This is a genomic window from Hymenobacter armeniacus, from assembly GCF_014699055.1.
Lineage (GTDB): Bacteria > Bacteroidota > Bacteroidia > Cytophagales > Hymenobacteraceae > Hymenobacter > Hymenobacter armeniacus.
The window spans coordinates 117,517-143,944 of the sequence record NZ_JACXAC010000005.1; the positions used below are offsets into that span (position 1 = coordinate 117,517).

The window sequence follows — 26,428 nt, forward strand, 5'->3', positions numbered from 1 at the left end:
GCTTATTCGGCTTTTGCCACCGTGTTGCCTTTGCCGATGGTGGTGATTTCGGGCTTGGTGCCCCGCCAGTGCACGGTGTTGTCGTTGCCGGTCACCTCAATGGTGGCCACGTTTTCCAGCGTGACGCGGTTGCGGTTGCCCACGAGGGCGAGGCCCTGGCAAGTGCCGGTGAGAGTGGCCTGGTTGTCGTCGCCCTGCAGCTGCACGTCCTGACCCGAGCAGGCACGCGTTTGCACCGACTTATTCCCAATAATGGTCAACTCGGTGTCGTCGCTCGTCACCACGGCCGACGCATCGCCGTTTCGCTCGATGCGCATGCCGGGCACCTCGACCCGGTGGCCTCCGGAGCTGCTGCGCACCTCCGCCTCTTCGGGCGGCTGCGAACACCCGCACAGGACCGCGGCCAGAGCGACGCCCAGCCGCATAAGTTGTCTTTGGCTCATGTAAAAACGACGTTAGGACAGCGAAACTTACGCCCTAAAACCCACTCTTTTTCCACTGCCGGGCTACGCCTCCACCCCCACCGTGCGCCGGATGCCCAGCTTCTTCATGCGCGCTTCCAGTGTTTTGGGGTTGATGTCCAGCAGCAGCGCGGCCCCGTTGGCGCCGCTCACGCGCCCGCCGGTGCGCTGCAGCGCGGCCAGAATGTGGTCGCGCTCCTGCTCCTTCAGCGTCTTGAGGGGAGCAAAGCCGGACCCAGCCGGCGCGGCCCCCAGCACCACGGGCGCCGCCGCAAAGCCCGCAAACTCCAGAAACGGCCCCTGGCTCACGATGATGGCCTGCTCCAGCACGTGCTCCAGCTCGCGGATGTTGCCGGGCCAGGAATAGGCCTGCAGAGCGGCCAAATCGGCGGGGCGGACCTGCCGCACGGGCTTGCCCAGGCGCTTGCTCAGGCGCTGAATGAAGTGGCGCATCAGCGGCTCGATGTCTTCACGGCGCTCGCGCAGGGGCGCCAGCTCGATGGGAAAGACGTTGAGGCGGTAGTATAAATCGGCCCGGAAGCGGCCGGCGGCCACTTCATCGGCCAGCACGCGGTTGGTGGCGGCTATCACGCGGGCGTCGGAGTGCAGCACCTTGGTGCCGCCCAGCCGCTCAAACTCCCGCTCCTGCAGCACTCGCAGCAGCTTGGCCTGCAGGTCGAGGGGCAGCTCGCCGATTTCATCCAGGAAAATGGAGCCGCCGTTGGCCAGCTCGAACTTGCCGATGCGCCGCTCCACCGCCCCGGTGAAGGCTCCCTTCTCGTGCCCAAACAGCTCGCTCTCGATGAGCTGAGCGGGCAGGGCGGCGCAGTTGAGCTTGATGAGGGCGCGGCCGTGGCGGGGCGAGGCGTTGTGCAGCTCGCGGGCCACCAGTTCCTTGCCGGTGCCGGTTTCGCCCGATATCAGCACCGTGGTGTCGGTGGGGGCCACCAGGCCAATGCGGCGCTGCACCAGCTGCAGGGCCGGCCCGTTGCCCACGAAGGCCCCCGAGTCGGCCCCGAAACGGGCCGAGGTATTGATTTCATCGACCAGATAAGTGCGCTCCTGCTCGACGCGGGCCTTCAGCTCCTCTATTTGCTCGAAGGCGAACAGGTTGTCGAGGGCCAGCGCAATCTGGGGGGCCAGCGCCAGCACGGTGGCGAGGTCTTCGGGCCGAAAGGCGTCCGGGTTGGGCGAGGCCAGAATGAGCACGGCCACGCCATCGGCCCGCTGCCAGATGGGTACGATGAGCATGGCCCGCGTGCCGTATTCCTCATACACCCGGCGCAGCAGCGGGAAGCGCTGGGCCTGCGCCCGGAAATCATCGGCCGCGTACAGCCCGGGCGTTTGCAGCAGGCTGTTGAGCTGGTGATACATGGTGGACGTATCGAGCTGGTTGAGGCCGTACTGCCGGTTGGGGTCGAGGGCCTGCAGCTGGGCGTCGGGGCCTTCGCCGGTGCGCGCAAATTCGGCAAAGCCTTCAAACGGCTCCTCGCGCCCTGCCCGCTGCACCCGAATGCCGAAATAGTCGAACCGCACCACCTGGCTCAGCGCCTCGGCCACCGCCCGAAACAGCGGCTCGCGCTGCTTGATGCTGAGCAGCGCGTTGGTGATGTTGAGCTGCAGGGTGCGCTCCTGCTCGCGGCGCGCCACTTCCTCAAAAGCCAGCGTGTTGGCCACGGCCACGGCGATGAGCGAGCCGATTTTTTCCAGCAGCTTCACGTCGGCCGGCGTGAGGTGGGGCGTGCGGCGCGAGGCCAGGGTCATCATGCCGGTGAGGCGGCCGCTGATGTGCAGCGGCACCGCCGTGAGGTGGCTGATGCCCAGTTTTTGAAACTTGTTGAACGGGGCGTAATTGGGGTAATTGGCCAGGTACTCGGCGGGCGTGAACTGTTGCACGCGCGGGTCGGCCACCAGCTTTTCGAGCGGCGAGCCGGCAATGGGCGTGAACTGGTCCATGCCGGGCTGCGGCGGCGGTGCTTCGTCCACGCCGTAGTAGTCGCGCAAAAACAGCCGCTTCATCTTCAGGTCCGCATCGAACACGTTGATGCCGATGAGGTCGAACGGAAAGATGAGCCGCAGCTTGGTGGTCACCACTTTAAACAGCGAGTCCTTGTCGCGCATGGTGGCGATGGCCTCGTTGAGGTGCAGCAGCAGGGTTTCGTCTTGGTCGGGCATGGAGCGGGCGTGAAAGCTAACGTAGGAGCAACTGGCCACTGGCGATGCTCAGTAAATGCATAGACGCGCCAGCGGGCCAGTTGTTGTAGCATTCGCCATATTTTTCCTGAAATAACAGGAGTAAAAAGGGGGTAATTCCTGATATTTAAGAAGTGTGTTTTGGGAAGCCCATCCACTCCATCACGGTAAACCGTCCACTTAAAACGCTCATTATCTATTTTTTGCCCTCAAAATATAGAACAAATTGAATTTTATTGAAACCCTTGGCACAGCATTAGGTAAGCACATGTAGATTCAACTCGCATTCGCTTATGTCTTTTCGTTCTCTCACTCCGGCAGCCTTTCTCCTCACGCTGGGCCTGCTGGGCACTGCTGGTTCGGCTCAGGCCCAGAACCAGCCGGGGGTGCCCGCCGCCGCCCAGCCCATTGGCCTGGCCAGCGACTCCCTGACCTTGGGCGCCACCGTGCAGGCCGTGCTCGACGCCAACCCCGGCATCACCAACCTCACGGAACTGTCGAACGCGGCCACCAGCCGTTTGTCGCAGACGCAGTCGGGCTTCTTGCCCCAGATTACGGGGACGGCCACTTACACCCGCATCGACCCGGTGGTGAAACTGCCCTTCAACGGCGAAACGCTGCAGTTTGCGCCTAATAACAACTACGATTTTCACCTCACGGCGCAGTACCTGCTGCTTGACTTTGGCAAGAACGCAGCGACCGTGAAAGTGGCCGAGTCGCAGGTGCAAACGGCGCAGGACAACATCACGGTGGCCCGGCGCGACCTGGCGTTCAACGCGGCGCAGGTGTACTACAACATCCTGTTCATGCGCGAGAGCATTCGGGTGCAAAACCAGCAGATTGCCTCGCTGCAGGCCCACCGCAACGAGATGGAAAAGCGCGTGCAGGGCGGCGTGAGCACCCGTTTCGACGTGACGACCACCGACGTGCGCATCACGCAGGCCCAAAACACCAAGCTCGACCTGGAAAACCAGCTCCGCAACCAGCAGGTGCAGTTGGCGCGCCTGCTGCACAAGCCCGCGCAGGCCGACATTCCGGTGAAAGGCCGCCTGACGTATGAGCCCCAAACCGTGGACATGGCCACCGAGCTGGCCAAAGCCACCGAAAACCGCCCCGAAGTGAAGCTGGCGCGCGACGCCGAAAAGACGGCCGAGCTGCAAGCCAAGCTTATTGAGAAAAGCGACCTGCCCAGCTTGGGCGTGGGCGCGCAGGTGGGCGGCAAAAACGGCTACATCCTGCCCGACATCAACCGCATTCGGTTCAACACGGTGGGCGTGGTGCAGCTGTCGGTGCCCATTTACGACGGCGGCCGCAACAAGAAGCAGCGCGTGGAAGCCGCGGCCAACAGCCGCGCCGCCCTGGCCCGCACCCAGGACACGCAGGAGCAGATTCGGGCCGACGTGCGCCAGGCCGTGAACAACATGGAGTTCAGCCAGGCCCGCCTGGCCAACGCCGAGCAGCAAGTGGCACAGGCTTCCGACGCCCTCACGCGGGCCCAGGGCCGCTACCGCTACGGCGTGGGCCAGAACCTCGACGTGCTCGACGCCGAAACCCAACTGTCCCAGGCCCGCCTGGCCCGCGCCCAGGCCATGTACAACTACACGCTGGGCCAGTACCAGCTGCGCCGCGCCACCGGCGAGCAGATTTGGCAATAAGCTTTCATTAGTGGTTAATGATTAACGGTTAGTGATTAATGACCAATCTGTAAGGGCCATTATGGCCCCGTGTTCTAATCCTAGTAATCAATCATTAACCGCTAATCATTAACCACTAAAAATGAACCTCTCCACCATCCTTTGTCCGCTCGATTTCTCGGCCGCGTCGGCTGGGCTGGTGGCGTACGCGGCCGCGCTGGCCGTGGCCACCGGGGCCCAACTGCGGCTGCTGCACGTGTGCGAGCCGCAGGAGGACCCCACCGGCCAGCGGCCCGACGACACCGTGTTTGCGCCCTGCAAAGACCGGATGCAGGCCCTGCGCACCGCCGCCGAGCAGGCCGGCGTGGCCCACGTGCACACCGGCATGGTGCGCGGCGAAGCGGCCTCCGAAATCGTGGCCGAAGCCAGCCGCCAGCAAGCCGACTTGATTGTTATCGGCGCACACGGCCAAACGGGGCTTACCCGCTTCCTGATGGGCACCACCGCCGAAATTGTATTGCGCACTGCCCGGTGCGCCACGCTCCTGGTGCGTGCTCCCCTCCAACCAGAAACCAGCGAACCAGCGAACTGACCCTCCGCCGCCACGCGTTTCTGCCTTCCCTTCTTTTCAAAATCGACACCTGAATACCTACTAAGATGGCCCAGACCGAAGTTTCCCCCAACGTACAAAACGCCCCCGCGCCCTACCCCAACGCGGCCTCAACCGAAGCCGAGCCGCTGGAGGCCCCCAAGAAACGCAACCCGCTTGTATTCCTCATTCTGGCCGTCATCCTGCTGGCCGGGGGCTTTTATGGCTGGACGCGCTACCAGTTTGCCAAAGCCCACGAAAGCACCGACGACGCCCAGGTGGAAGGCGACGTGTACCCCGTGCTGCCCCGCGTGGGCGGCCCCGTGCTGAGCGTGAAAGTGGACGACAACCAGCCCGTGAAAAAAGGCGACGTCCTCGTGACCCTCGACCCCGCCGACTACCAGCAGCGCGTGAACGCCGCCGAGGCCGCCCTCGCCGCCGCCCAAGCCCAGGTGGCCGCCGCCCGCGCCGGCGTGGCCACGGCCAGCGCCAACGTGCGTAGCGCCCAAACCGGCATCGGCGTGAGCCAGGCCAACCAAGAGCGCCTGCAGAAAGACCTCAAGCGCAGCACCTTCCTGCGCCAGCAAGACATCATCCCGCAGAGTGAGTACGACGCCGTGCAGGCCAACCTGAAAGCCACCGCCGCCCAGCGCGCCACCGCCACCGACCAAGTGAGTGTGGCCCGCCAGCAGGTGGCCGCCGCCCAGCAGCAGATTGCCGTGGCCCAGGCCGTGGTGAAACAGCGCCAGGCCGACCTCGACAACGCCCGTTTGCAACTGAGCTACACCACCATCACGGCGCCCGAAGACGGCATTGTGAGCAAGAAAAACGTGCAGCCCGGCCAGGTGGTGCAGCCCGGCCAACAGCTCTTCGGCATTGTGGGCAGCGCCCGCACCTGGGTGGTGGCCAACTTCAAGGAAACCCAGCTGGAAGACATGAAAGTGGGCCAGCCGGTGAAGATTGAGGTGGACGCCTACCCCAACGAGGAGTTTCAGGGCCACATCGAGAGCCTCTCGGCGGCCACCGGCGCCCGCTTTGCCCTGCTGCCCCCCGACAACGCCAGCGGCAACTTCGTGAAAGTGACCCAGCGCATCCCCGTCCGCATCGCCCTCGACAAAGTGGACCCCGAGCACCCTTTGCGGGCCGGCATGAGCGTGAATGCGGTGGTGCAGGTGAAATAATTGAGCAGGCAGCGGGCCATGTGGCCGTCATGCTGAGCGCAGTCGAAGCATCTCTACCGAGGAAGTGATTCATACCGGACCATCGAAGCGGTAGAGATGCTTCGACTGCGCTCAGCATGACGGCCTTCTAACTTCTAAAATATTTCGTTAATGGAAACCGGATTTACCAAGTGGATTATCGTCATCACGGTGGTCCTCTGCTGCTTGCTCGAGCTCATTGACACCAGCATCGTGAACGTGGCCCTGACCCAGATGATGGGCAACCTCTCGGCCACGCAGCAGGAAGTGACCTGGGTGATTGCCTCCTACGGCATCGCCAACGTGATTGTGATTCCGATGACCGGCTTCCTGGCCGAGCAGTTCGGGCGTCGCAACTATTACTTTGCCTCGGTGGTGATTTTCACCATTGCCTCCATGGCCTGCGGCCAGAGCACCAACATCTGGGAGCTGGTGGCGTTTCGCTTCATTCAGGGCATTGGCGGCGGCGCGCTCATGGCCACGTCGCAGGCCATTCTGATTGATACGTTTCCGCCCAAGCAATTGCCCATCGGCCAGGCCCTGTTCGGCATGGGCGTCATCATTGGGCCCACCATTGGCCCCACGCTGGGCGGCTACATCGTGGACAGCAACCTGGGCTGGCCCTGGATTTTTTACGTGAACGTGCCGGTGGGCATCTTGGCGGCCATCTTCACCATCCTGTTCATCCGCGACCCCGAGCGCATCAAAAACGCCGTTCCGCGGCCCCTGCGCGAGATTGACTGGGCCGGCATTGGCCTGCTGGTACTGGGCGTGGGCTCGCTGCAGCTGGTGCTGGAGCAGGGCGAAAGCGAAGACTGGTTCGAAAGCACCTACATCAACACGTTTGCCGTGCTGGCGGCCGTCGGCATCCTCGGCTTCATCTGGCGCGAGCTCACGGCCCGCCAGCCCATCGTCGACCTGCGGGTGCTGGGCCGCAGCCGCAACCTGGCCGTGGGCGCGGTGCTGTCGTTTGTGCTGGGCTTCGGCATGTTTGCCTCGGTGTTCATCTTCCCCATTTTCACCCAGCGCATTCTGGGCTTCTCGGCGGCCCAAACGGGCCTCATGCTGCTGCCGGGCGCCCTGGCTTCGGGCTTCATGATGCCGGTCATCGGCCGGATGCTGCAGGCCGGCGTGCCCCAGAAGGTGATGATTCCGGTGGGCTTTTCCATCTTCTTCATCTTCACGTTCTGGATGTCGCGCATCATCTCGCCCGCGGCCGGTACCGACGACTTTTTCTGGCCCCTGATGGTGCGCGGCCTGGGCATGGGCCTGATTTTCCTGCCCATCACCACCATGAGCCTGGCCGGCCTCAAGGGCAAGGACGCCGGGCAGGCCGCCGGCCTCACCGGCATGATTCGCCAGCTCGGCGGCTCGTTTGGGGTGGCCATCGTGGGCACCTACCTCGAGCGCAGCATCGCCCAGAACCGCATCAGCCCGCTGGCCCACATCTCGCTCTACGACAACGCCACGGTGCAGCGCATTCAGGCGTTCACCCAAAACTTCCTGTCCCGCGGCTTCCCGCTCGAGCAGGCCCAAAAACAGGCCTACGCCGCCCTCGAAGGCATTTTGATGAAGCAGGTATCCATCATCACCTACTCCCAGGTATTCACCATGATTGGGCTTTTCTTCGTGGTGTGCCTGCCGCTGGTGCTGCTGATTAAGCGGGTGAAAATCACCGGCAAAATCAGCATGGACGCGCACTGATGCGGTGAGGCAGCAAACGGCAAGAGGGCAGGCGCCCGTCTTTGTCTCAGCCATTGCCGCACTGCCCTTGAGGTGACTTCTCGCCGGTCTGTCGTAACTGATACCCCCAAGCCCCGACTCTGCAGAGCCGGGGCTTTTGCTTGCGCGGCCGTTGTGGCCACCACGCAAGCGCCCCTGAGTACCCGAAAGCTGCCGCAGGGCGCCGGCTGCGCAAAAACATTTTAGCTTTAAGGCTGGCAGGTAACGACCTGTGAGTTATGCTTTTCTTCAGAATTTCGCTTTGATGGCCGCACTTTCCCTGCCCCGGCGCAAACCCCAGCTGCCGACGCCCAACCCTGACTGGGGCGGAGCCAGCGCAGGCCGGTTTTCGGGCATAGACTGCTCAATCAAAAGTTCGCCAACGAAGCTGTTTATGCCGCCGCTGCTGTCCGGCACGTCATGCTGATTTCTTCAATGCTAAAAACCCTTACCGCACTAGCGGCGCTCTGGCTGGCCGTCCCCGCCTTCGCCCAAACGCCGGCCACCACGCCCGACCTGACCCAATGGGTAAACCCGCTGATTGGCACCGATTCCAAACCGGACCTCTCGAATGGCAACACCTACCCGGCCATTGCTCTGCCCTGGGGCATGAACTTCTGGATGCCCCAAACCGGCAAGATGGGCAACGGCTGGGCTTACCAATACAGCGCCGATAAGCTGCGCGGCTTCAAGCAGACGCACCAGCCCTCGCCGTGGATGAACGACTACGGCCAGTTTGCCCTCATGCCCATCACCGGCCGGCGCGTGTTCGACGAGGACGCCCGCGCCAGCTGGTTTTCGCACAAGGCCGAGGTGGCCGAGCCCAACTACTACCGCGTGTATCTGGCCGACCACGACGTGACCACCGAAATAGCGCCCACCGAGCGCGCCGCCCGCTTCCGCTTCACCTTCCCTAAAACCGACAGCGCCTACGTGGTGATTGACGCCCTGGACCGCGGCTCCTATGTGAAGGTGCTGCCCGGGCAGCGCCGCGTCGTCGGCTACACCACACGCAACAGCGGCGGCGTGCCCAAGAACTTTCGGAATTACTTCATTCTGGAATTCGACCACGACTTCACCAGCACGGCGCTGTACCAGGACAAAGCCCTGGCTGCCGGTGTGCTGGAAGTGACGGCCAAGCACGCCGGCGCCGTGGTCGGCTTCAAAACCCGAAAAGGTGAGCGAGTAAATGCGCGAGTGGCCTCGTCCTTCATCAGCCCCGAGCAGGCGGAGCTGAATCTGCAGGAAATCGGCAACAAGGACTTTGATGTCGTGCGCCAGCAGGGCCGCGCCGCCTGGAACAAGGCGCTGGGCCGCATCGAGATTGAGGGCGGGACCGAGGCCCAGCGGCGCACGTTTTACTCGTGCCTGTACCGCTCACTGCTGTTTCCGCGCAAGCTGTATGAGCGGGATGCCGCTGGCAATGTGATGCACTACAGCCCATTTAACGGGCAGGTGCTGCCGGGCTATATGTACACCGACACGGGCTTTTGGGACACCTTTCGGGCGCTGTTTCCCTTCCTGAACTTGCTGTATCCGGACGTGAATGCCGAGATTCAACAAGGCCTGGCTAACGACTACCGGGAAAGCGGCTGGCTGCCGGAGTGGGGCAGCCCCGGCCTGCGCAACGTGATGGTGGGTAACAACTCCGCCTCCGTGGTGGCCGATGCTTACCTGAAAGGCATTCGCGGGCAGGACATGAACGTGCTCTACGAAGCCCTGACGCACGGCGCCAACAACGCCGGGCCGCTCGACGCCGTGGGCCGCAAGAGCGTGGAATATTACAACAAGCTCGGCTACGTGCCCTACGACGTCAAAATCAACGAAAGCGCCGCACGCACGCTGGAGTATGCCTACGACGATTTCACCATCTACCAGCTGGCCAAGGCCCTGGGCAAGCCCAAAAAGGAAATCGACCTCTACGCCCGGCGCAGCCAGAACTACCGCAAGCTCTTCGACAAGGAAAGCGGCTTGATGCGCGGCCGCAACCAGGACGGCTCGTTTCAGAAGCCCTTCAATCCCTTCAAGTGGGGCGATGCCTTCACCGAAGGCAACAGCTGGCACTACACCTGGTCGGTGTTTCACGACGTGCAGGGCTTGATTGACTTGATGGGCGGGCGGCAGAAATTCGTGGCGACGCTGGACACGGTGTTTACGCTGCCGCCGGTGTTCGATGCGTCGTACTACGGCGAGGTCATCCACGAAATCCGGGAGATGCAGATTGCCAACATGGGCAACTACGCCCACGGCAACCAGCCCATTCAGCACATGGTGTACCTCTACAACTACGCCGGCCAGCCCTGGAAAACGCAATACTGGGCGCGCGAGACCCTCAACCGCCTCTACCTGCCCACGCCCGACGGCTACTGCGGCGACGAAGACAACGGCCAGACCTCGGCCTGGTACGTCTTCTCGGCCCTGGGCTTCTACCCCGTGTGCCCCGGCACCGACCAGTACGTGATGGGCGCCCCGCTCTTCCCCAAAGCCACCCTGCACCTGCCTTCGGGCAAAGACATCGTGTTAAATGCACCCCAGAATTCAGCCGAAAACCGCTACGTGAATGGATTGACTTTCAACGGCCAGGCTTACGACAAGAACTGGCTCAGCCACACCGAGCTCATGCAGGGCGCGACGCTGAACTTTGACATGAGTGCCGTGCCAAACAAGAGCCGGGGCACGCAGCCGGCCGCGGCGCCGTATTCGTTTTCGAAGGCGAAGTGAGGCGCCTGTCATTGCGAGCGAAGCGCGGCAATCCGTCCTCTCTTTGTGACAAACCCTGAGTTGTGATGGAGCCCAATAAAAAGCCCCGGCACTGCGCAATGCCGGGGCTTTATCACATTAGAAAGTGTCTGGGTTTGACAGGACGGATTGCCACGGGCTGCGCCCTCGCAATGACAGACGCCCTACTCTCAACCTACTGGTACTGAATATACAGCGGCTTGGGCGTGAGCTGCGTCAGCACTTCCACCGGGGTCATCATGTGGTGGGGCTTGGGCTTGGGGTCGTACTCGTAGAACAGCTTGAAGCCGGTGTACTGCACGGGCTCGGTCTGGATGTAGTCGTGGTACGAGTCCTTTTTCAGGGTGGGCTCGCCGTGGCCGTCCATGTGCATCACCACCTGCACGCGCGGGTCGAGCTTGATGTTTTTGTAGTTGGTCAGCATTTTACGGGTGAAGCGGTGCACCGTCAGCACTTTGGGCGGCAGCTTGTTTTCGCTCACGAGGCGGGCCAGGTAGTTGATGGTCCAGTTCACGTCCTTGGCGTCGAGGGTGCCGATGCGTTGGTTGGGGCGCACGCCGGGCATGGTGGCCAGCGAAAACTCGGGGTCGATGCCGAGGTGAATGTCGGGCTGCTTGAGGTAAGGCTCCAGTTTGGGCACTTCCACTTGCAGGGTGCTGTGGCCGGGCTGCACGTCCAAGAACAGGATGCACTTGTGCTCGCGGGCCCAGGCAATGACTTCTTCGATGGTGGCTTTGGAGTTCATCAGGCGCCACTTGCCGTCTTTGCCGGCGGTGCCCTGGGCCGTGATGGTCACGTTGTGCAAGGCGGGCTGCACCGGAATGCTGGTGTCGGCGGCCTGCCACTCCTTCAGCACGCCGGCAAACTTGCGGAACATCTGCTCCTTGGGCTCGCGCCCCAGAATGCCCATGCCCTTCGAGCGGATGTTGCCGTAGAACGCCACGATGCGGTGGCCCGGCAGGATGGCGCCCGGCAGCTGCCCGTTTTTGCGGGCAATGCTGTCGGCCTTCAGCGAGTCGCGCCGCATGGCCATCGCCTTGATTTTGATGGTGTCAATGGGGGCCGGCTTGCCTTCGGCGTCGCCCTCGGCGGCCGCGCCCGAAGCGGCGGTTTCGCCCTCGGCGGGCTTGGTTTTGCAGGCGGGGCAGCTGGCGGCGGCCAGCAAGCCAAAGGTGGCGGCCACGAGCGCAGCACGCGGCGTTAGGGAAAACAACACTGAATAAAAACGAATTAGAGGGCCAATACGACCCGCAAGTTAGCCCATTTTGCCCGGTTGTGGCCGGGCTCAACGCAGAAAGGCCCCGGCCGGGGCCGTGGCTTTTCGAGCGGTTTCTCGACTATTTTTTACCTAGAAAGTGCTGGGGCCCTGTTAGCAGCCGGCATTGGCCGGCCTGGGGGCCCAGCCGCCGTACCAGTTGAATAATTGCAAACCGACCGATTTGGCCGGGGTTTTCGCCACAAACCGCACGGGCACCGTGAAGCTCACGGCCACGGCTTTGCCATCGTGCTGGCCCGGAGTGAAGCGCGGCAGGGTGTGGATGGCGGCCAGCACGGCCGCATCATAGGCCGGTGCTAGTCCTTTCACAATTTTGGCATCTTGCACCTTACCGGTAGCCTGCACCGTGAACGAGGCAAACACCACGCCTTCTTTAGGGCTGGCGGCCAACTCTTTCGAGTAGGTAATGTGGCTTTGTATGTACCGCATAATGGCCTGGGCATCGCCGCCGCCGGGCAGTTGCGGCATCTGCTCCACGTAGGTGTACACGTTGCCGGGCGGCGGCGCAATCGCAACTTTTCCGATGTGAATCGGGGCTTTCATCTCTTGGTTGAGCGGCGCGGCGGCTGTCGGGGTGGCCTGATTTGTGGCTTTTTCGCAGGCGACGGCCACAACGAGCACGCCGAGCAGCGGCAGGGCAAGCCACTGCTTCCAGCGGCGAATGGGGGAGGTTTTCTGAATCATGGCAATGCGACGGAGGGTTTGGGAATGGGAGAAGGTGTGCGCAAGCGGGACGGAGAAACCGAGGCGGGTGGCCACTTGCCGGGCCAACAGGTGAGCGTAGGATTGAGCAGGAGAAAAGGCCGGCACCGCAGCCGCCGCATGGCGCAGCGCTTCTTCATCGGCCAGAAATTCGTGGGTGAGCGCCAGCGCCTTGCCACACCAATGCACAAAAGGATTGAACCACAGCGCGGCGCGCAGCAGCTCCAGCAGCAGGCGGTCGTAGGTGTGGCCCTGGCGCACGTGGGCCAGCTCGTGGCGCAGCACCTGGCTGGCCTCGGCCGCGCTCAGGGCCAGGGTGTCGTCCCAGAACACCGTGCGGCCGAACGAGCTGGTGGGCACCTGCCCCTGGGTGGGCACCAGCGTGTAGCCGTCGCACTTTTCGCGGGGCAGGCGGCGCGTGCTTCGCCACAGCCGGCCCAGGCCGAGACCCAGCCGGGCCAGGGCCACGGCCACGCCCACGGCGTATACTGCTACCAGCCGGGCCAGCAGCGGTGTTCCGGCGCTCACGGCCGGGCCTTTGGCGCTGATGGCCACGGCGGGCAGCAGCACCGAGGCCACGCCCGGCAGCCCGGCAGGGCCGGCGCCCCAGCCGCCGAACCACGCCGCGGGCAGCAGCGGCAGTCCCGCCGCCAGCACCGGGCCCAGCACCAGAAACCAACGGTTGTAGGCAAAGCTGCGCTCCTGGCGCAGGGCCACGCGGTAGCAGAGCCACCACAAGCCCAGCAGCAGCGTGCTGAGCAGCATCCACTTAAGCAGACTGATTGGGTTCATCGTGGTCGGGGGTTTGGGGTTGGGACGCGTGGCGGAGTATTTCGTCGAGCTGAGCGGCGTCGAGGTTTTCCTCTTTGGCGAAAAAGGAAACCAGCCGGCTGAAGGAGTTGCCGAAGTGCCCGCCCAGCAGCTTGCGCAGCGAAAAGCGGCGGTAGTCGTCCTGCTGCACCAGCACGAAGTAGCGGTGGGTGCGCCCAAAGGCTTCGTGGTCCACGAAGCCCTTGGTTTCGAGAATGCGAATGATGGTCGACACCGTGTTGTAGGCCGGCTGGGGGGCGGGCAGCTCGGCCAGCACGTCCTTCACGAAGGAGGGGCCGCGGCGCCACAGCACGTGCATGACTTGTTCTTCGGCGCGAGTGAGTTCGGGGAAAGCAGCGGGGTCCATGGGGCGGTTTAGGCGATGATATCTAAGCAAGGCAAACGTACAACTAATTTTTTAGTTTAAAAACTATTTTATTAGTTGATACCTGTTTGGGTTGGCCTCGTTGCTCTTGCGGGCAGGGCCGGCATTCAGCAAAAAGTCCATAAGTCACGTAAGCCCCGAGCCCCCTCTGCCTCCTGGGCTGTCAAACCGGGCTTTCTCCATGCAAAACCGCTACACCCTTTGCTTGCTGCTGATGCTCAGCGCCGGGCCCGGCCGGGCCCAGACAGAAAACGCCGCCCCCGCCGCCAATGCGATGCCAATACCGACCCCGGCGGCAAGGCCGCAGTCGCCGCGGCAGCTCTTCCCAGGCTTGTTTGAGGCCGTACAACTGGGCCGCGTGTTCGCCGACAGCAAAACCTTTGTAGACGCCGCGCCCCAGCAGCACCCCGCTACCATTCTGGCGGCGTGGCGCCGCGAAAAAAGCCAGCCCGGCTTCGACCTGAAAGCTTTCGTAACGGCGCATTTCGACCTGCCGGCCGATGGCGGCGTGCCGTTTCGGAGCAACGTGCAGGCCGGCCTGCGCCACCACCTCGACACGCTCTGGACGGTGCTGGCCCGCCCCGCCGCCCCGGCAGTAGACGCGGCCGACTCGCTGGCGCCCTTTCGCTCGCTGCTGCCACTGCCCAAGCCCTACCTGGTGCCGGGCGGGCGCTTTCGGGAAGTGTATTACTGGGATTCGTACTTCACCATGCTGGGGCTGGCCGATGCCGGCAAAGGTCAGCTGCTGAAGGACATCACTGACAATTTTGCCTTCCTCATTGCGCGCTACGGCTTCATCCCGAACGGCAACCGCAGCTATTACCTCACCCGCTCGCAGCCGCCGTTTTTTGCCAGCATGATGCAGCTGCTGGCCCGGGAGCGCGGCAACGGCGAGCTGCTGCGCTACCGCCCCACCCTCGAAGCCGAATACCGCTACTGGATGCAGGGCGCCGAAACCCTGAAGCCCGGCACGGCCGCCCGCCGCGTGGTGCGCCTGCCGGGCGGCGACCTGCTCAACCGCTACTGGGACGACAGCGACCAGCCCCGCGAAGAATCGTACGCCGAGGACGTGGCCGCGGCCAAGCGGAGCAAGCAGCCCGCGGCGCAGTTCTACCGGCACGTGCGGGCCGCCGCGGCCTCGGGCTGGGATTTCAGCAGCCGCTGGTTTGGGCCGGCGGGTGGGCTGGGCAGCATCCAAACCACCGATGTGGTGCCCGTCGACCTCAATTGCCTGCTTTACAACCTGGAAATAACGCTGGCCGATGCCGCCCGCGTGGCCGGCCAGCCGGCCCAAGCCCGCTCGTATACCGCCAAGGCCGCCGCCCGCAAAACTGCTCTACTGGCCCTGAGCTGGGACCCTAAGGCCGGCTGGTTTCAGGACTACAACTGGCGCAAGCGGCAGCGCTCGGCCGTGCGCACGCTGGCGGGCGTGTTTCCGCTGGCGTTTGGGCTGGCTTCGGCGGAGCAGGCGAAACGGGTAGGAACTGGGCTGAAAACCAGTTTCCTGAAAACGGGCGGCCTCGTGACTTCCCTCAGCGAAACCAAGCAGCAGTGGGATGCGCCCAACGGCTGGGCTCCGCTGCAATATCTGGCCATTGAGGGCCTCACGCGCTACCAGCAGCGCCCGCTGGCCGACACCATTGCCCGCCGCTGGGTGCGCCTCAATGCCCGCGTGTTTGGCCAAACCGGCCAGCTGCTGGAGAAGTACGACGTGCTGCACCCCAACCGCCCGGCCGGCGGCGGCGAATACCCGCTGCAGGACGGGTTCGGGTGGACCAACGGGGTGCTCCTACGGCTGCTGAACCGGGAAAACAAGTAGCGGCACTGCGGGCTAGGCTGACAGACCAGAAAAAAATTCGCCTCCCTCAGCAGCCTTTCCGGGCCGGGCCCTGTCTGCCCCAAGCCAGCGCGCTACGCGCGGGCTTACCTTGTGTGCATGCCAGCTCCACCCGCTGACTTACCTGAACTGCTGGCCCGCTGCGGCCGCCACGAGCCGGCGGCCCAGCGCCAACTTTACGCCCGCTACGCCGGCCGCATGCTGGGCGTGGCGCGCCGCTACGTGACCTCGGTGGCCGAGGCCGAGGACATTCTGCAGGACGCCTTCGTGAAGGTGTTTACGCGCCTGAGCGACTTCCGGGCCGATGGCTCTTTCGAGGGCTGGGTGCGGCGCATTGTGGTCACCACGGCCATCAACCACTGGCAGAGCGGGCAGCACCGCCGCCAGCAACTGCTGCTCGACGATGTGCCCGAGCCCTTCGCGGCCGACGCCGACGCCTTCGACCGCCTGGGCGTGGCCGAAGTGCTGGCCCTGATGGAGCGCCTGCCCGACGGCTGCCGCCTCGTCCTCAACCTCTACGCCGTGGACGGCTACTCCCACGGCGAAATCGCCGAGCTGCTGGGCATTCAGGAGAGCACCTCCAAGGCCCAGCTCAGCAAGGCGCGCAAACAACTCACCCGGCTGCACCAGCAGCAGGCCAGCTACTTGAAACTATGATGGAAGAACCGGAAGAAAACCGCCTCGACCACTCCCTGCGCGACAAATTCGAAGACTTTAGCCTGGAGCCTTCGGCCCCGGTGTGGGCCGGTATTGAGCAACGAATTGGCGCGCCCGCCCCGGCGCCGAAACGGCCGCGGCGCCCGCTGCCGTTGCCGCTGCTGTTTGGGCTAGTGGCCCTGCTGAGCGGGCTGGCGGGCTGGCTGCTGCCGCACGGGCCGGCCCGGGAACGGCAGGTAGCCGCTGTGGCTCCGGTAGCGCCGAGAGCAGGCGCAGCTGCAGCTTCGGCCGCGCAGCAACCACTGCGTCGGGCCCAAACCGCAAACGTCACAGCAACAGACGCAGCGAAACAGGAGAGCTTAGCGCAGCCGACTTCAATGGCAGCGCTCGAGGTGGCGAATGGCACCGTTACCACTTCGGCCACCACCCGCTTTGGGGCGGCACGGGGCCGCGGGTATTCCACTTCTTCATCTCTCGCTGCGCAGCCCTACACTCGTCGTTCTGTTCCGACGGCCAACATTCCGGGTGCCCTCGCCACCGACCGCCAGCTCATGGGGCCGCCCGTTGCCATTGCCCGACGCGACTCCGCAGCGCCACGCGAAACCGCTGTTGCTCGCGCAGCTGCCGCAGGCGCTGCGCTGGTCGCCATAGCCGACTCCACGCCCGCCACGTTGCGCCCTCTGGCCGCGCTGGAGCGGCAGGTGCTGGTGCAATTGCCCAGCACCGCCACGCTGCAGCCGGGCACGCCCCCCGCCGGCAGCCGCGCCGCCCTGCTGCTGAGCCTGCGCGCCGAACGGGCCGAGCTCCTGCGCCTGCAGCGCCGCACCGACAGCACGCTGCTGGCCCTGGGCGACCTGCCCGGCGCGCCCAAAGCCGACGTGGCCGCCGCCAGCCCCGCTCCCGCCGACACGGCCCGCCCGCGCCCCCTGGCCCACCGGTGGAGCCTGCTGCTGACGGCCACACCCGAGCAAAATACCCTCGGCCTGCAAGGCCCCGAAGGCGACAGCCTTACGGCCCTGCGCCGCAACCACGAAACCGGCCGCGCCGGCCTCAGCGCGGCCCTGCTGGCCGAATACCGCCTTACGCCGCGCCTGAGCGTGGGCGGCGGCGTGGGCTTCAGCACCTTCGGCGCCAACCTGCGCATCACCACCAAAAACACCGAGGTGCTGGTGAAATACGACACGACTACCACGCGCACCACCACGTTCTTCACGTCCACCAACCGGACGTATTCGGTGCGAATCATTCAGATTCCGCAGCTGAACCCGGTGTTCAACCCCAGCGGCCAAGTCATCAGCTACGACACGGTGTATGTGCCGCGGCAGGACACGGTGTTCACCACTACAGTGCAGCGCGACAGTACCCACGCCGTGCGCCGCACCATCACGCCTCTTATCAGCAAGAAGGAAACGCTTAGCTCCAAGCTGCTGCAGCCCAACTACCGCTTTTTCACGGTGCCGGTGCTGCTGCGCTACCGCCTCACGCCGGGCACGGGCCGCTGGTGGGCCGACGTATCGGCCGGCGCGCAGCTGCAGTTTTTCCTGGGCGGCACGCAGGTGGTGACCGACGACGGCGAGACCTTCCGCTCCGAAACCATCAGGGCGGGCGAAGGTCCTTTCCGGCGGCTAAACGTGGCGCTGTCGGGCTCGCTGGCCCTGAATTATGCCCTCACCAACCGCCTCAGCGTGAGCGTAGCGCCCAGCCTGCGCTGGCAGGCGCTGTCGCTCTACAAGCCCGAAACCGGCCTGCGGCAGCAGCCCACGGCCACGGGCCTGATGTTTGGGGTGCGGTTTGGGCTGTAAATAATTATTTTCAGCTAGCCAGCAGCCTTTCATTGGCGGGGCTGGTCTGAACCACAGAAACGGTAGCCCTGCAGCCCGGCCGGGCGGTGGCTACGGTTTTGGCTGCTTTTCCTCCATTTCTTTTCCCATTTCTGATGAAAATGTACCGTCTACTCTTCCTGGTGGGGGTGTTGGTGCTGGGCGTGCTGCGCGCCGCCCAGGCCCAATACGCCACGTGGTCGCGGCCGCTGTCGCCGGTGGCCCAGTCCTCGCGCTCCGTCACCGATGCCGCCGGCAACACGTATGTGGCGGGCTCTTACCGAGCCACCTTCACCATTGGGGCCTCCACGTTGGCCGGCCCCGCCGCCGCGGGCGACTTCAGCAACGTCTACCTGGCCAAGATTGACGCGCAGGGCGTGGTGCAATGGGCCATTGGCGGCGCCAGCATCCGCTCCGATGAGGTGCGGGGCTTGGCCTTAGCGCCCAACGGCACCGTGCACGTGGCCTTCCGCGGAGGGCTCGACTCGCTGGGCCAGACCCAGGGCACCAATTACCCCTTCATGTTTGGCAACCAGACGCTGCCCACCGGCGGCACCGTACTGGCCACGGTGAGCCCCACGGGTACGCTGGGCACCCTCACCTACCTGCACCAAGGCGGCGGAAACGCCGAAATAACGGGGATGGCCGCCGACGCGACCGGCAACACGCTGCTGAGCGTGGCGGGCTACTTCGGCTCCCAATTTGCCAGTTATACCTTTCCCAGGGTCGCAACCGGCTTCACCTACAGCTCGGCTATCTTCCGGGCAAATGCCAACGGGGCAGTGGCCTTGGTGCGCGGCGTGGTACCCACCACGGCCATTCAAGGCAGCAATTACCTCCGGCTGGAAGACTTGGCCGTCGACGCCGCTGGCGACCTCTACTGCGTGGGCTCGCTGCAAGGCGAGGCGGCGCTTGGCGGCACCCCCGGCGTAACCCTAGCCGCCTCCGGTAACGGGACGGCCGCCTTTGCGGTGAAATTTTCATCGACCGGCGTGGCGCAGTGGGGCCTGACAAATGCTTATACGAACGGCAGCGTTGGCAACGCCACGGGGGTGAGCGTGGCCCTGGCGCCCACTGGAGAGGTATATGTGGCCGGCAATGCGGGCTCGAACAACGTATTGTTTGGCAGCCTGGCCGCAGGTACCGCCGGGGGCTTCGTGGTGAAGCTGTCGGCATCCGGTGCTCCGCTGTGGGTGCGGGCGGCACAGGCCAGCACTTTCGATGGCACCAAAACGGCGGTGCACCTGGCCGTGGATGCGGCCGGCAACGTGTACAAGAGCGGTATTCTCAACCGGGCCAGCGCAGCCTTCGGCAACAACGTCACCATCAACTACCCGATGACTTCCACCTCGCAAAGCTCACCGAACACGTTTTACGTGGTGAGCTACGACCCCGCCGGCACCGCCCGCTGGGCTCGCACCATCGACGGCATCCTGCGGACCACGGCGGCAGACTCTTCTTTCTCCAACCACTCCGCCACGGGCTTGGGCGCCGATGCCAGCGGCAATGTGTACGTACTGAATTACAAGACACCCGGCTTTGGCAGGCAGCGCGCCCAGCTAGTCATCAACGGCCACATTCTGGGCGAGGGCAATACCCTGCTGCGCCTGAGCCCGGCCAGCCGCCTGAGCGGCACGCTCTACATCGACCAGAACAACAACGGCGTACGCGACGCGGGCGAAATCCCGTTCCCCTACCCGCAAATCATCACCGACCTGACCCAGGCCACCAGCTTTTCCAGTGAGCCCGGCACGGGCCAGTACAGCTTCTACGGCCTGCCCGGCACGGCCTACGCCGTCACGGTGCCCGCGCCACACCCCTACTACACGCTGCACGCGCCCACGCTGCTGGCGGGCACCTTCCCGGCGCTGGGCCAGGCCGTGACTGGCCAGGACTTTGGGTTGGTGCCGAACGATAACCAGTTGGATGTGCGCGTGACGCTCACGCCCTACGGCCCTGTGCGGCCGGGCTTCACCACGCGCTACCGCCTCACGCTCGAAAATATTGGCACCACCGTGGCCAGTGGCACCGCCAGCGTAACGCTCGACAGCCGCATTACCTACGTGGGCAGCGCGCCCGCTGGCGCCCGCAGCGGCCAGGTGGTGACCTGGACTTACACGAATCTGGCCCCGTTTGCCCGCCTCGATTACGACGTGACGCTGAGCCTGGCCGTGAACACCGTGCTGGGCACGCAACTGAGCTCGGTGGCCAACGCCGCGCTGCCCGGCGACGTGGACCCGAGCAACAACACCGCCACCGCCGCCCAAACGGTGACGGGTTCGCTCGACCCGAACGACATCACGGTAAACTACTCCCACCTGACGCCCGCCCAGGTGGCCGTTGGCCTGCCGCTCGACTACACCATTCGCTTCCAGAACATGGGCACCGACACGGCTTTCACCGTCGTCATCTCGGATGCCCTCGACGCCGCGCGCCTCAACCTGGGCACCATGGAGCTGGTGGCGCAGTCGCACAACTGCCTCTGGAGCCTCACCAACCGCGGCCTGCTCACGGTGCGCTTCCTCAACATCAAGCTGCCCCACCGCAACCAGGACGTCATTCGCTCGCAGGGGTTTGTGCGCTTCCGGGTGCGGCCCCGCGCCACCCTGGCCGTGGGCGACGTGGTGCCCAACGAAGCCGACATTTTCTTTGACTTTAACGCGCCGGTGCGCACCAACACGGCCACCACTACCGTGATGCTGGCCTCGGCCGCCGTGGCGCGCCACGACGCCGCGGCCTGGAACGCCTACCCCAACCCCGCCACCGACGCCGTGACCATCTCGGCCGACCTGGCCACCGGCGGCCGCGTGCGCCTCGATTTGCTCGATGCCCTGGGCCGCACCGTGCGCCAGCAAACCCTAACGGCGCCCGCAGGTGCCCTTCGCCAGGCCCTCGACCTGCGCGGGCTGGCCCCGGGCCTCTACGTGCTGCGCCTCACGCCGCCCAGCGGCCCGGCCAGCACCCAGCAGCTGGTGCGCGAGTAAGCGTTGTAGCTTTTTTCTGGCCACGAAGCCGGGTTGCCCACTGGGCGGCCCGGCTTTTTTGCGTGGCCGCCACGGCCGGGTTGGTCGACTTTGGGGAACGGCTGGTCTGGTAAAAGCGCCGCCTCGTCGGGGCCGGGAGCGGCGGGCCACGGTGGGGACTGAAAGTGGGCGCGGGTTTGGCACGGTTTTGTAATACCCCTTGTCATCGGCCACCTCGCCGGGCCAGCGCCCGGGCTTGCAGCGAGGCCGGTTTCTTTCACCCACTCAACCTTCTGGTTATGAAATTTTCACGCCTTTCGGGCGGCCTGGCCGCGGCTTGCCTTTTGATTTCTGCTTTTGCCGGTTCGGCCTCGGCCCAGCAAGTGTACCGCGACGCCTACGGCAACCCCAAAGCCGCTCCTTCGACGCGGCCCATGGGCAGCAGCGGCGCACACAAAGCCACGGCGCCCAGCTATTCGCGCCAGCCGTCGTATTCGGCCCCGGCCAGCAGCAATTCCGCCGTGCGTTTCGGTTTCCGGGGCGGCCTGAACGTTTCTGATATTCAGGGCGACGCCGTGAAGACGTTCACCGACCTGGCCGGCTACGCCCCCGATGGCGCCATCACCAAGCAGATGCGGCCCGGCTTCTACGCCGGCATCTATGCCACGCTGCCGCTGGGCACCAGCTTCGCCATCGAGCCCGGCATCAACTATTCCGAAAAAGGCGTCGTGCTGCGCGGCACCCTGCCCTTCCCCGCCCTCGATTTCCTGAACGCCAACGTGACCGGCACCGCCCGCCTGGCCTACATCGACGTGCCGGTGCTGGCCAAGGTGTTTGTGACGCCGGGCTTCTACCTCTACGCCGGCCCTCAGGCCTCATTCCTGGTGAATGGCAAAGCCCGTGTGGAAGCCGGCGCCCTGGGCTTCACCGCCTACAAGCAGGACTTCGACGTCTCGAATCAGCTGCGCAAAGTCGATTTCTCGGCCGCCGCCGGCCTGGGCTACCAGTTTGAAAACGGCCTGGGCCTGAGCGCCGGCTACGACTACGGCCTCACCTCGCTCGACGCCAACAACCGCTTTGACGCCCAGAACCGCGTCATCAAAGCCGGCCTGAACTACTCCTTCTAACGCGGACTAGCCGCCATCCTATTCCGCTTATATAGTTTCGTTTATTGCTCGGGTAAGCATCCGAAATAGGTTATAAAAAAGGCCCCGTCGAATATCGGCGGGGCCTTTCTGGTGTTATAAGTCATCCGTCATGCTACGCCTGTCATCCTGAGCGCCGCGAAGGACCTTCTCACGTCCGAACAAACTGTTCAGCGGTGAGAAGGTCCTTCGCGGCGCTCAGGATGACAGGTGGTTTGCGGCCATCGCCTTCCCTCTACCGTTTCCCCACCGCGCCGTTGCCGCTCAGGCCCTCGGCCAGGCGCACGAGGCGCACCAGTTCGGCGCGGTAGCCGTCGGTGTCGGTGCCGCGGGCGTTGTTGGCCAGCTGCTCGGTGGCGGCCCAGGTGGCGGTGCCGCGCTGCTCGCTCTGGCGCAGCAGCATGCCGAACTGCGCCACGGCGGCGGCAAAGCGGAAGTCGGCTGAGGCCTTTTCGATGCTCGTTGGCGTACTGGCCAGGGCCTGCGAGAGCAGCTTGCTGGTGCTGCCCTGCGGCTCTTTGTAGCGCAGCTTCACGGTGAGCACCTCGGCAGTGGCGGGCGCCGGGGTTTTGCCGGTTTGCTGGTATTTCAGGTCGTCGATGAGGGGTTGGGCGCTGCCCACGGGCACCAGTTCATAGAGTGCAGTCACGGTGTGGCCCGCGCCCAGCTCGCCGGCGTCTTTGCGGTCGTTGTTGAAGTCCTCGGCTTCCAGCAGGCGGTTTTCATAGCCTACCAAGCGGTAGTTGGCCACGCGGGCGGGGTTGAACTCGATTTGCAGCTTCACGTCCTTGGCCACCGTGAAGAGCGTGCCGCCGAACTGGGCCACCAGCACGCGGCCGGCCTCGTCGAGGTTGTCGAGGTAGGCATAGTTGCCGTTGCCTTTGTCGGCCAGGGTTTCCATGCGGCTGTCGCGCAGGTTGCCGCGGCCGCAGCCCAGCACCGTCAGGAAAACGCCGCTTTCGCGCTGGTCCACAATGAGCTGCTCCATGGCCTTGTCGGAGCTTTCGCCCACGTTAAAGTCGCCGTCGGTGGCCATAATCACGCGGTTGTTGCCTTCCTTGTTGAAGCTCTGCCGGGCCGTGGAATAGGCCAGGCGCAGGCCCGCGCCACCCGCCGTGGAGCCGCCGGCCTGCAGCCGGTCGATGGCGTCGAGGATGACCTGGGGCTGCGAGCCAGGCGTGGGCGGCAGCACCAGGCCGGCTGCGCCAGCGTACACCACCAGGGCCACGTGGTCTTGGGGCCGCAGCTGCTTCACCAGCAGCTTCAGGCCGGCTTGCACCAGGGGCAGGCGGTCGGGGCCATCCATCGAGCCCGATACATCCACCAGAAACACCAGGTTGGCGGGCGGCAGCTGGGCCGTTTCCACTTTCTTGGCCTGAATGCCGATGCGGGCCAGCTGGTGGGCCGGGTTCCAGGGGCACACGGCCAGCTCGGTGCTGATGCGCACGGGGTCGGGCGAGGTAGCGGCCGGCGCGGGGTACTCGTAGCGGAAATAGTTCAGCATTTCTTCCACCCGCACGGCGTCGCGCGGGGGCAGCTGGCCTTCGTTGAGGAAGCGGCGCACGTTGGAGTACGAGGCGTTATCCACGTCGAGCGCGAAGGTGCTGAGCGGGTCCTTCTTGGCCGAGAAAAAGGTGTTTTCCTTCACTTCAGCATAGGTATCGCCGGCGCCGGCTTCCTTACGGGCGGGCAGCGTGCCGGGGTAGGGGGCGTTGATGGCCACGCCGGCCACGCGTCCGCTCAGCCCGCTGGCCGGGGCCGCGTACAGGGCGTCGGCGGCAGCCTGGGCCGCTTTCACTTTGCGCTTGGAGGGCATGGGGTTCGAGGCGGGCGCGCTGTACTCGTCGTAGTAGCCGTAGCCGGTCACCACCACTTCGCTCAGCTGCTTCGTGTCGGCGAAGAGCGCCACGTTCACCACGCTGCTGCCCTCGATGCGCCGCTCCTGCGTTGCGTATCCGATGCTGATGAATACCAGCGTGGCCGTGCCGGCGTTGGGCACCCGCAGCGAGTAGCGCCCGGCGGCATCGGTGCTGGCGCCGAGCTGCGTGCCCTTCACCAGCACCGTGGCGCCCGGCAGGGGCTGCTTCGACTGGGCATCCATCACCACGCCGGTAATGGTGCGGGTGCGGGCCGTGTCGGCGGCCAGGGCCGGCGCAGGGGAGGCCACCTTTGTTTTCTTCTGGGCACAGGCCTGGTCCAGCGGAGCCAGCAACAGCGCGAGCAGGGGCAGCAGCAATAGATTTCTCATGACAGCAAGCGGGGGTTAGGTGAAACTTGCTGATTTGATGCAGGGCCGCGGAGGATTGCACACGGGCCAATCACCATTCAGCTTCGGGGGCCCGCTGGCAGCCACGTCCGTAAGTCGATTTCGGGCCACGGGAACCGGGCCGCGGGCAACGGTGTCGAAACAGCACCGTTGGCGCACTCGGCAAAACGGTCCTAACTTCCCAGCGCCATGTTCTTCCGCCGCGCCAAACCGTCTGCTGCCGCTGCCCCGCTCTCCGACCAGGAGCTGCTGGCCCGCTACCGCGCGCACGGCAACGTGGCCGACCTCGGCCTGCTCTACGACCGGTACCTGCCCGAGGCTTTCGCCGTGTGCCGCCGCTACCTAGCCCCGCCCGACGAAGACGCCCAGGACGCCGCCATGCAGCTGTTTGAGCACTTGGTGAAGGTGCTGCGCACCCACGCGCCCGACAACTTCCCGGCCTGGCTGCACACCACTGCCCGCAACCACTGCCTGATGCAGCTGCGGGCTCGCAAGCGTGGCGGCCCCAGCGCCGGCCCGCTCATGGTGAGCTTTCCCGATGCCACCGATGTGGAAACGGCCGGCGCCCGGCATCTGCTGGACGAGGAAGCCGCCGCCGAGGACGCCGAGGAAACCGAAATCCGCCTGCAAAGCGTGGAAGCGGCCCTGGCCCAGCTCCCACCGGCCCAGCGCCTCTGCCTCGAATTATTTTACCTGCAAAAGAAGTGCTACCGCGACATCGCCACCGAAACTGGCCTCGAACTGAACCTGGTGCGCAGCCACCTGCAAAACGGCAAGCGCATGCTGCGCCGCCAGTTGGAGCCGCCCGCGCCCTCCAAGCCCGCCGCCGCGCCCACGCTTCCTACCTCCGATAACAACCCGCTCCATGTCGCCCGCTGATTCGCCTTTTGCCCAGCTGCCCGCACCCGGCCCGCACCCGGCCACGGCGGAGCTGCGCGCCTACGCGGCCGGCACGCTGCCGCCCGCCGAGGAGCACCGCCTCGAAGCCCACCTGTTGGACTGCGAGCGCTGCGCCGAGCTGGTGGAAGGCTTCGCGATGACCGACGCGCCCACCACCGACCGCGCCGTGGCCGAGCTGCGCACCCGCCTGCAGGCCCGCCTCGGCACCACCGCGCCAGAACCCGTGGCTACGCAGTGGGCCTGGCCCCGCATTGCCGCTGCTGCCGCCATGCTGGCCGTGGTGGGAGGGGGCATCTGGGGCTGGCAGCACCAGGCGGTAGGGCCGCCGGCCGGCACCGTCCGCCAGGAAATCATCGTTTCCGCGCCGGCCGCCCCGGCGCCGCCTGTAGCCGTGGCTCCCCAACCCAAGAAGTTGGAGCCGGCGGCAACGCCTGCTCCCGCGGCCTCTGCCGCAACCGACTATGCCGCTGTGGCCCCCGCCGCACCGCGCCGCCCGGCCCGGCTTCGCACGGCCCCGAAGCCGACTGCTCCCGCGGTGCGGACCGATGGCTTTCTTGCCAGTTCGGCCGCGAAGACGGCTGCGGTGGCAGCCCGTGCGCAGCCGGCCAGTGCGCCAGTTGTGGCCGCCGAAGCTGCGGCCGACGAGCAGACGGCCCCGCCCGCGGCCAGCGCCGGGTGGGCCGCGGCCGAAGAAAAGGCTGCCCCCCCTGACACCGCCGCAGCGAGCAAAGCGGAAAACATGGAGCTGGGAGCGCCCGCTAAAAAAGCGAAAAGCATTGTCGCCGACGTGGCCGCGGCGCGGGTTCGAAACACGCCCATGGCCACTGTGGCCATCAACCCGGCGCCGGTGGGCGGCACGCCGGCGTTTCGGTCTTACCTACGCCGTGAGGCCGCTGAATTTGAGCCCGAAAAGGGGCCCAGCATGAACGGCAGCGTGTATGTGAAGTTCACCGTGGGCGCCGACGGCAAAGTGAGCGACCTGAAAGTGACCCGCGGCCTCCGCGACGACTACGACGCCGAGGCCCTGCGCATCGTGTGCGACGGCCCGGCCTGGCAGCCGGGCATTGCCGGGGGCCGCCGAGCCGCCCTGCCCATGGAAGTAATCGTGCCGTTTTAGTCGTGGCGCGGCC

General features: G+C 65.2%; 18 protein-coding genes. 12 read left to right on the plus strand and 6 right to left on the minus strand.

Translation table 11 applies throughout. The features are described from left to right. Window positions 1-2: 2 nt before the first annotated feature. Both IC234_RS15190 and IC234_RS15195 read right to left on the minus strand, forming a co-directional pair. Window positions 3-443 carry a DUF3060 domain-containing protein gene (locus tag IC234_RS15190; RefSeq protein WP_190926198.1) on the minus strand — a complete coding sequence of 147 codons (441 nt, stop codon included), beginning with the start codon at window positions 441-443 and terminating at the stop codon, window positions 3-5. Between the two features lie 63 nt (window positions 444-506). Continuing rightward, window positions 507-2,636, minus strand: coding sequence for a sigma-54-dependent Fis family transcriptional regulator (locus tag IC234_RS15195; RefSeq protein WP_190926200.1), 2,130 nt, complete (start codon window positions 2,634-2,636; stop codon window positions 507-509). Window positions 2,637-2,947: 311 nt separating this feature from the next. On the opposite strand from IC234_RS15195, the gene IC234_RS15200 reads away from it, so the two are divergent. The 5 genes from IC234_RS15200 (at window position 2,948) to IC234_RS15220 (ending at window position 10,519) form a co-directional block, all read left to right on the plus strand. Next, window positions 2,948-4,309, plus strand: coding sequence for a TolC family protein (locus IC234_RS15200; protein ID WP_190926202.1), 1,362 nt, complete (start codon window positions 2,948-2,950; stop codon window positions 4,307-4,309). A 121-nt stretch (window positions 4,310-4,430) separates the two neighbouring features. Continuing rightward, complete coding sequence (locus IC234_RS15205) at window positions 4,431-4,880, plus strand: universal stress protein (RefSeq protein ID WP_190926204.1); 450 nt, start codon at window positions 4,431-4,433, stop codon at window positions 4,878-4,880. A 65-nt stretch (window positions 4,881-4,945) separates the two neighbouring features. Then, window positions 4,946-6,058 carry an HlyD family secretion protein gene (locus IC234_RS15210; protein WP_190926206.1) on the plus strand — a complete coding sequence of 371 codons (1,113 nt, stop codon included), beginning with the start codon at window positions 4,946-4,948 and terminating at the stop codon, window positions 6,056-6,058. A gap of 150 nt (window positions 6,059-6,208) precedes the next feature. After that, window positions 6,209-7,780: a DHA2 family efflux MFS transporter permease subunit gene (locus IC234_RS15215; protein WP_190926208.1), complete on the plus strand. Its 1,572-nt coding sequence runs from the start codon at window positions 6,209-6,211 to the stop codon at window positions 7,778-7,780. 453 nt (window positions 7,781-8,233) lie between these two features. Beyond that, entirely contained in the window at window positions 8,234-10,519 is a 2,286-nt protein-coding gene (locus tag IC234_RS15220; protein WP_190926210.1) for a GH92 family glycosyl hydrolase, read from the plus strand. A gap of 193 nt (window positions 10,520-10,712) precedes the next feature. On the opposite strand, the gene IC234_RS15225 is transcribed toward IC234_RS15220, so the two are convergent. The 3 genes from IC234_RS15225 to IC234_RS15235 form a co-directional block, all read right to left on the minus strand. Further along, window positions 10,713-11,753 (minus strand): hypothetical protein, encoded by a 1,041-nt coding sequence (locus IC234_RS15225; protein WP_317173386.1) that lies wholly within the window; start codon window positions 11,751-11,753, stop codon window positions 10,713-10,715. A gap of 153 nt (window positions 11,754-11,906) precedes the next feature. Continuing rightward, on the minus strand, window positions 11,907-13,307 hold the full coding sequence (locus IC234_RS15230; RefSeq protein ID WP_190926212.1) for a M56 family metallopeptidase: 1,401 nt from the start codon (window positions 13,305-13,307) through the stop codon (window positions 11,907-11,909). Continuing rightward, window positions 13,285-13,692, minus strand: a complete 408-nt coding sequence (locus IC234_RS15235; protein ID WP_190926214.1) for a BlaI/MecI/CopY family transcriptional regulator — start codon at window positions 13,690-13,692, stop codon at window positions 13,285-13,287. Before IC234_RS15235 ends, IC234_RS15230 begins: the two co-directional genes overlap by 23 nt. A 199-nt stretch (window positions 13,693-13,891) precedes the next feature. Between IC234_RS15235 and treF the strand changes: the two genes are divergently transcribed. The 5 genes from treF (at window position 13,892) to IC234_RS15260 (ending at window position 22,114) form a co-directional block, all read left to right on the plus strand. After that, window positions 13,892-15,529, plus strand: a complete 1,638-nt coding sequence (gene treF, locus IC234_RS15240) for an alpha,alpha-trehalase TreF (protein WP_223827708.1) — start codon at window positions 13,892-13,894, stop codon at window positions 15,527-15,529. A gap of 117 nt (window positions 15,530-15,646) precedes the next feature. After that, window positions 15,647-16,204 (plus strand): RNA polymerase sigma factor, encoded by a 558-nt coding sequence (locus IC234_RS15245; protein ID WP_190926216.1) that lies wholly within the window; start codon window positions 15,647-15,649, stop codon window positions 16,202-16,204. Further along, window positions 16,201-18,006: a hypothetical protein gene (locus tag IC234_RS15250; protein WP_190926218.1), complete on the plus strand. Its 1,806-nt coding sequence runs from the start codon at window positions 16,201-16,203 to the stop codon at window positions 18,004-18,006. The genes IC234_RS15245 and IC234_RS15250 overlap by 4 nt, the downstream gene beginning before the upstream one ends. Window positions 18,007-18,140: 134 nt before the next feature. Next, complete coding sequence (locus IC234_RS15255; RefSeq protein ID WP_190926220.1) at window positions 18,141-21,008, plus strand: T9SS type A sorting domain-containing protein; 2,868 nt, start codon at window positions 18,141-18,143, stop codon at window positions 21,006-21,008. A gap of 278 nt (window positions 21,009-21,286) precedes the next feature. Beyond that, window positions 21,287-22,114 (plus strand): porin family protein, encoded by an 828-nt coding sequence (locus IC234_RS15260; protein ID WP_223827709.1) that lies wholly within the window; start codon window positions 21,287-21,289, stop codon window positions 22,112-22,114. 253 nt (window positions 22,115-22,367) lie between these two features. On the opposite strand, the gene IC234_RS15265 is transcribed toward IC234_RS15260, so the two are convergent. After that, a complete protein-coding gene (locus tag IC234_RS15265; RefSeq protein WP_190926222.1) occupies window positions 22,368-24,380 on the minus strand; it encodes a vWA domain-containing protein in 2,013 nt (670 codons plus the stop codon). A gap of 207 nt (window positions 24,381-24,587) precedes the next feature. On the opposite strand from IC234_RS15265, the gene IC234_RS15270 reads away from it, so the two are divergent. Together IC234_RS15270 and IC234_RS15275 are read left to right on the plus strand one after the other, a co-directional pair. Continuing rightward, window positions 24,588-25,277: an RNA polymerase sigma factor gene (locus IC234_RS15270; protein ID WP_190926224.1), complete on the plus strand. Its 690-nt coding sequence runs from the start codon at window positions 24,588-24,590 to the stop codon at window positions 25,275-25,277. Next, window positions 25,264-26,415 (plus strand): zf-HC2 domain-containing protein, encoded by a 1,152-nt coding sequence (locus tag IC234_RS15275; RefSeq protein WP_190926226.1) that lies wholly within the window; start codon window positions 25,264-25,266, stop codon window positions 26,413-26,415. The genes IC234_RS15270 and IC234_RS15275 overlap by 14 nt, the downstream gene beginning before the upstream one ends. The last annotated feature ends 13 nt before the right edge of the window (window positions 26,416-26,428 follow it).

What these genes read in the sequence shown, in the direction of transcription:
- IC234_RS15210 (WP_190926206.1), top strand. Translation starts at nt 4,946, where the DNA reads ATGGCCCAGACCGAAGTTTCCCCCAACGTACAAAACGCCCCCGCGCCC.
- IC234_RS15195 (WP_190926200.1), bottom strand. Translation starts at nt 2,636, where the DNA reads ATGCCCGACCAAGACGAAACCCTGCTGCTGCACCTCAACGAGGCCATC.
- IC234_RS15250 (WP_190926218.1), top strand. Translation starts at nt 16,201, where the DNA reads ATGATGGAAGAACCGGAAGAAAACCGCCTCGACCACTCCCTGCGCGAC.
- IC234_RS15220 (WP_190926210.1), top strand. Translation starts at nt 8,234, where the DNA reads ATGCTAAAAACCCTTACCGCACTAGCGGCGCTCTGGCTGGCCGTCCCC.
- IC234_RS15205 (WP_190926204.1), top strand. Translation starts at nt 4,431, where the DNA reads ATGAACCTCTCCACCATCCTTTGTCCGCTCGATTTCTCGGCCGCGTCG.
- IC234_RS15270 (WP_190926224.1), top strand. Translation starts at nt 24,588, where the DNA reads ATGTTCTTCCGCCGCGCCAAACCGTCTGCTGCCGCTGCCCCGCTCTCC.
- IC234_RS15255 (WP_190926220.1), top strand. Translation starts at nt 18,141, where the DNA reads ATGAAAATGTACCGTCTACTCTTCCTGGTGGGGGTGTTGGTGCTGGGC.
- IC234_RS15245 (WP_190926216.1), top strand. Translation starts at nt 15,647, where the DNA reads ATGCCAGCTCCACCCGCTGACTTACCTGAACTGCTGGCCCGCTGCGGC.
- IC234_RS15260 (WP_223827709.1), top strand. Translation starts at nt 21,287, where the DNA reads ATGAAATTTTCACGCCTTTCGGGCGGCCTGGCCGCGGCTTGCCTTTTG.
- IC234_RS15235 (WP_190926214.1), bottom strand. Translation starts at nt 13,692, where the DNA reads ATGGACCCCGCTGCTTTCCCCGAACTCACTCGCGCCGAAGAACAAGTC.
- IC234_RS15265 (WP_190926222.1), bottom strand. Translation starts at nt 24,380, where the DNA reads ATGAGAAATCTATTGCTGCTGCCCCTGCTCGCGCTGTTGCTGGCTCCG.
- IC234_RS15275 (WP_190926226.1), top strand. Translation starts at nt 25,264, where the DNA reads ATGTCGCCCGCTGATTCGCCTTTTGCCCAGCTGCCCGCACCCGGCCCG.
- IC234_RS15200 (WP_190926202.1), top strand. Translation starts at nt 2,948, where the DNA reads ATGTCTTTTCGTTCTCTCACTCCGGCAGCCTTTCTCCTCACGCTGGGC.
- IC234_RS15190 (WP_190926198.1), bottom strand. Translation starts at nt 443, where the DNA reads ATGAGCCAAAGACAACTTATGCGGCTGGGCGTCGCTCTGGCCGCGGTC.
- IC234_RS15215 (WP_190926208.1), top strand. Translation starts at nt 6,209, where the DNA reads ATGGAAACCGGATTTACCAAGTGGATTATCGTCATCACGGTGGTCCTC.
- IC234_RS15230 (WP_190926212.1), bottom strand. Translation starts at nt 13,307, where the DNA reads ATGAACCCAATCAGTCTGCTTAAGTGGATGCTGCTCAGCACGCTGCTG.
- treF (WP_223827708.1), top strand. Translation starts at nt 13,892, where the DNA reads ATGCAAAACCGCTACACCCTTTGCTTGCTGCTGATGCTCAGCGCCGGG.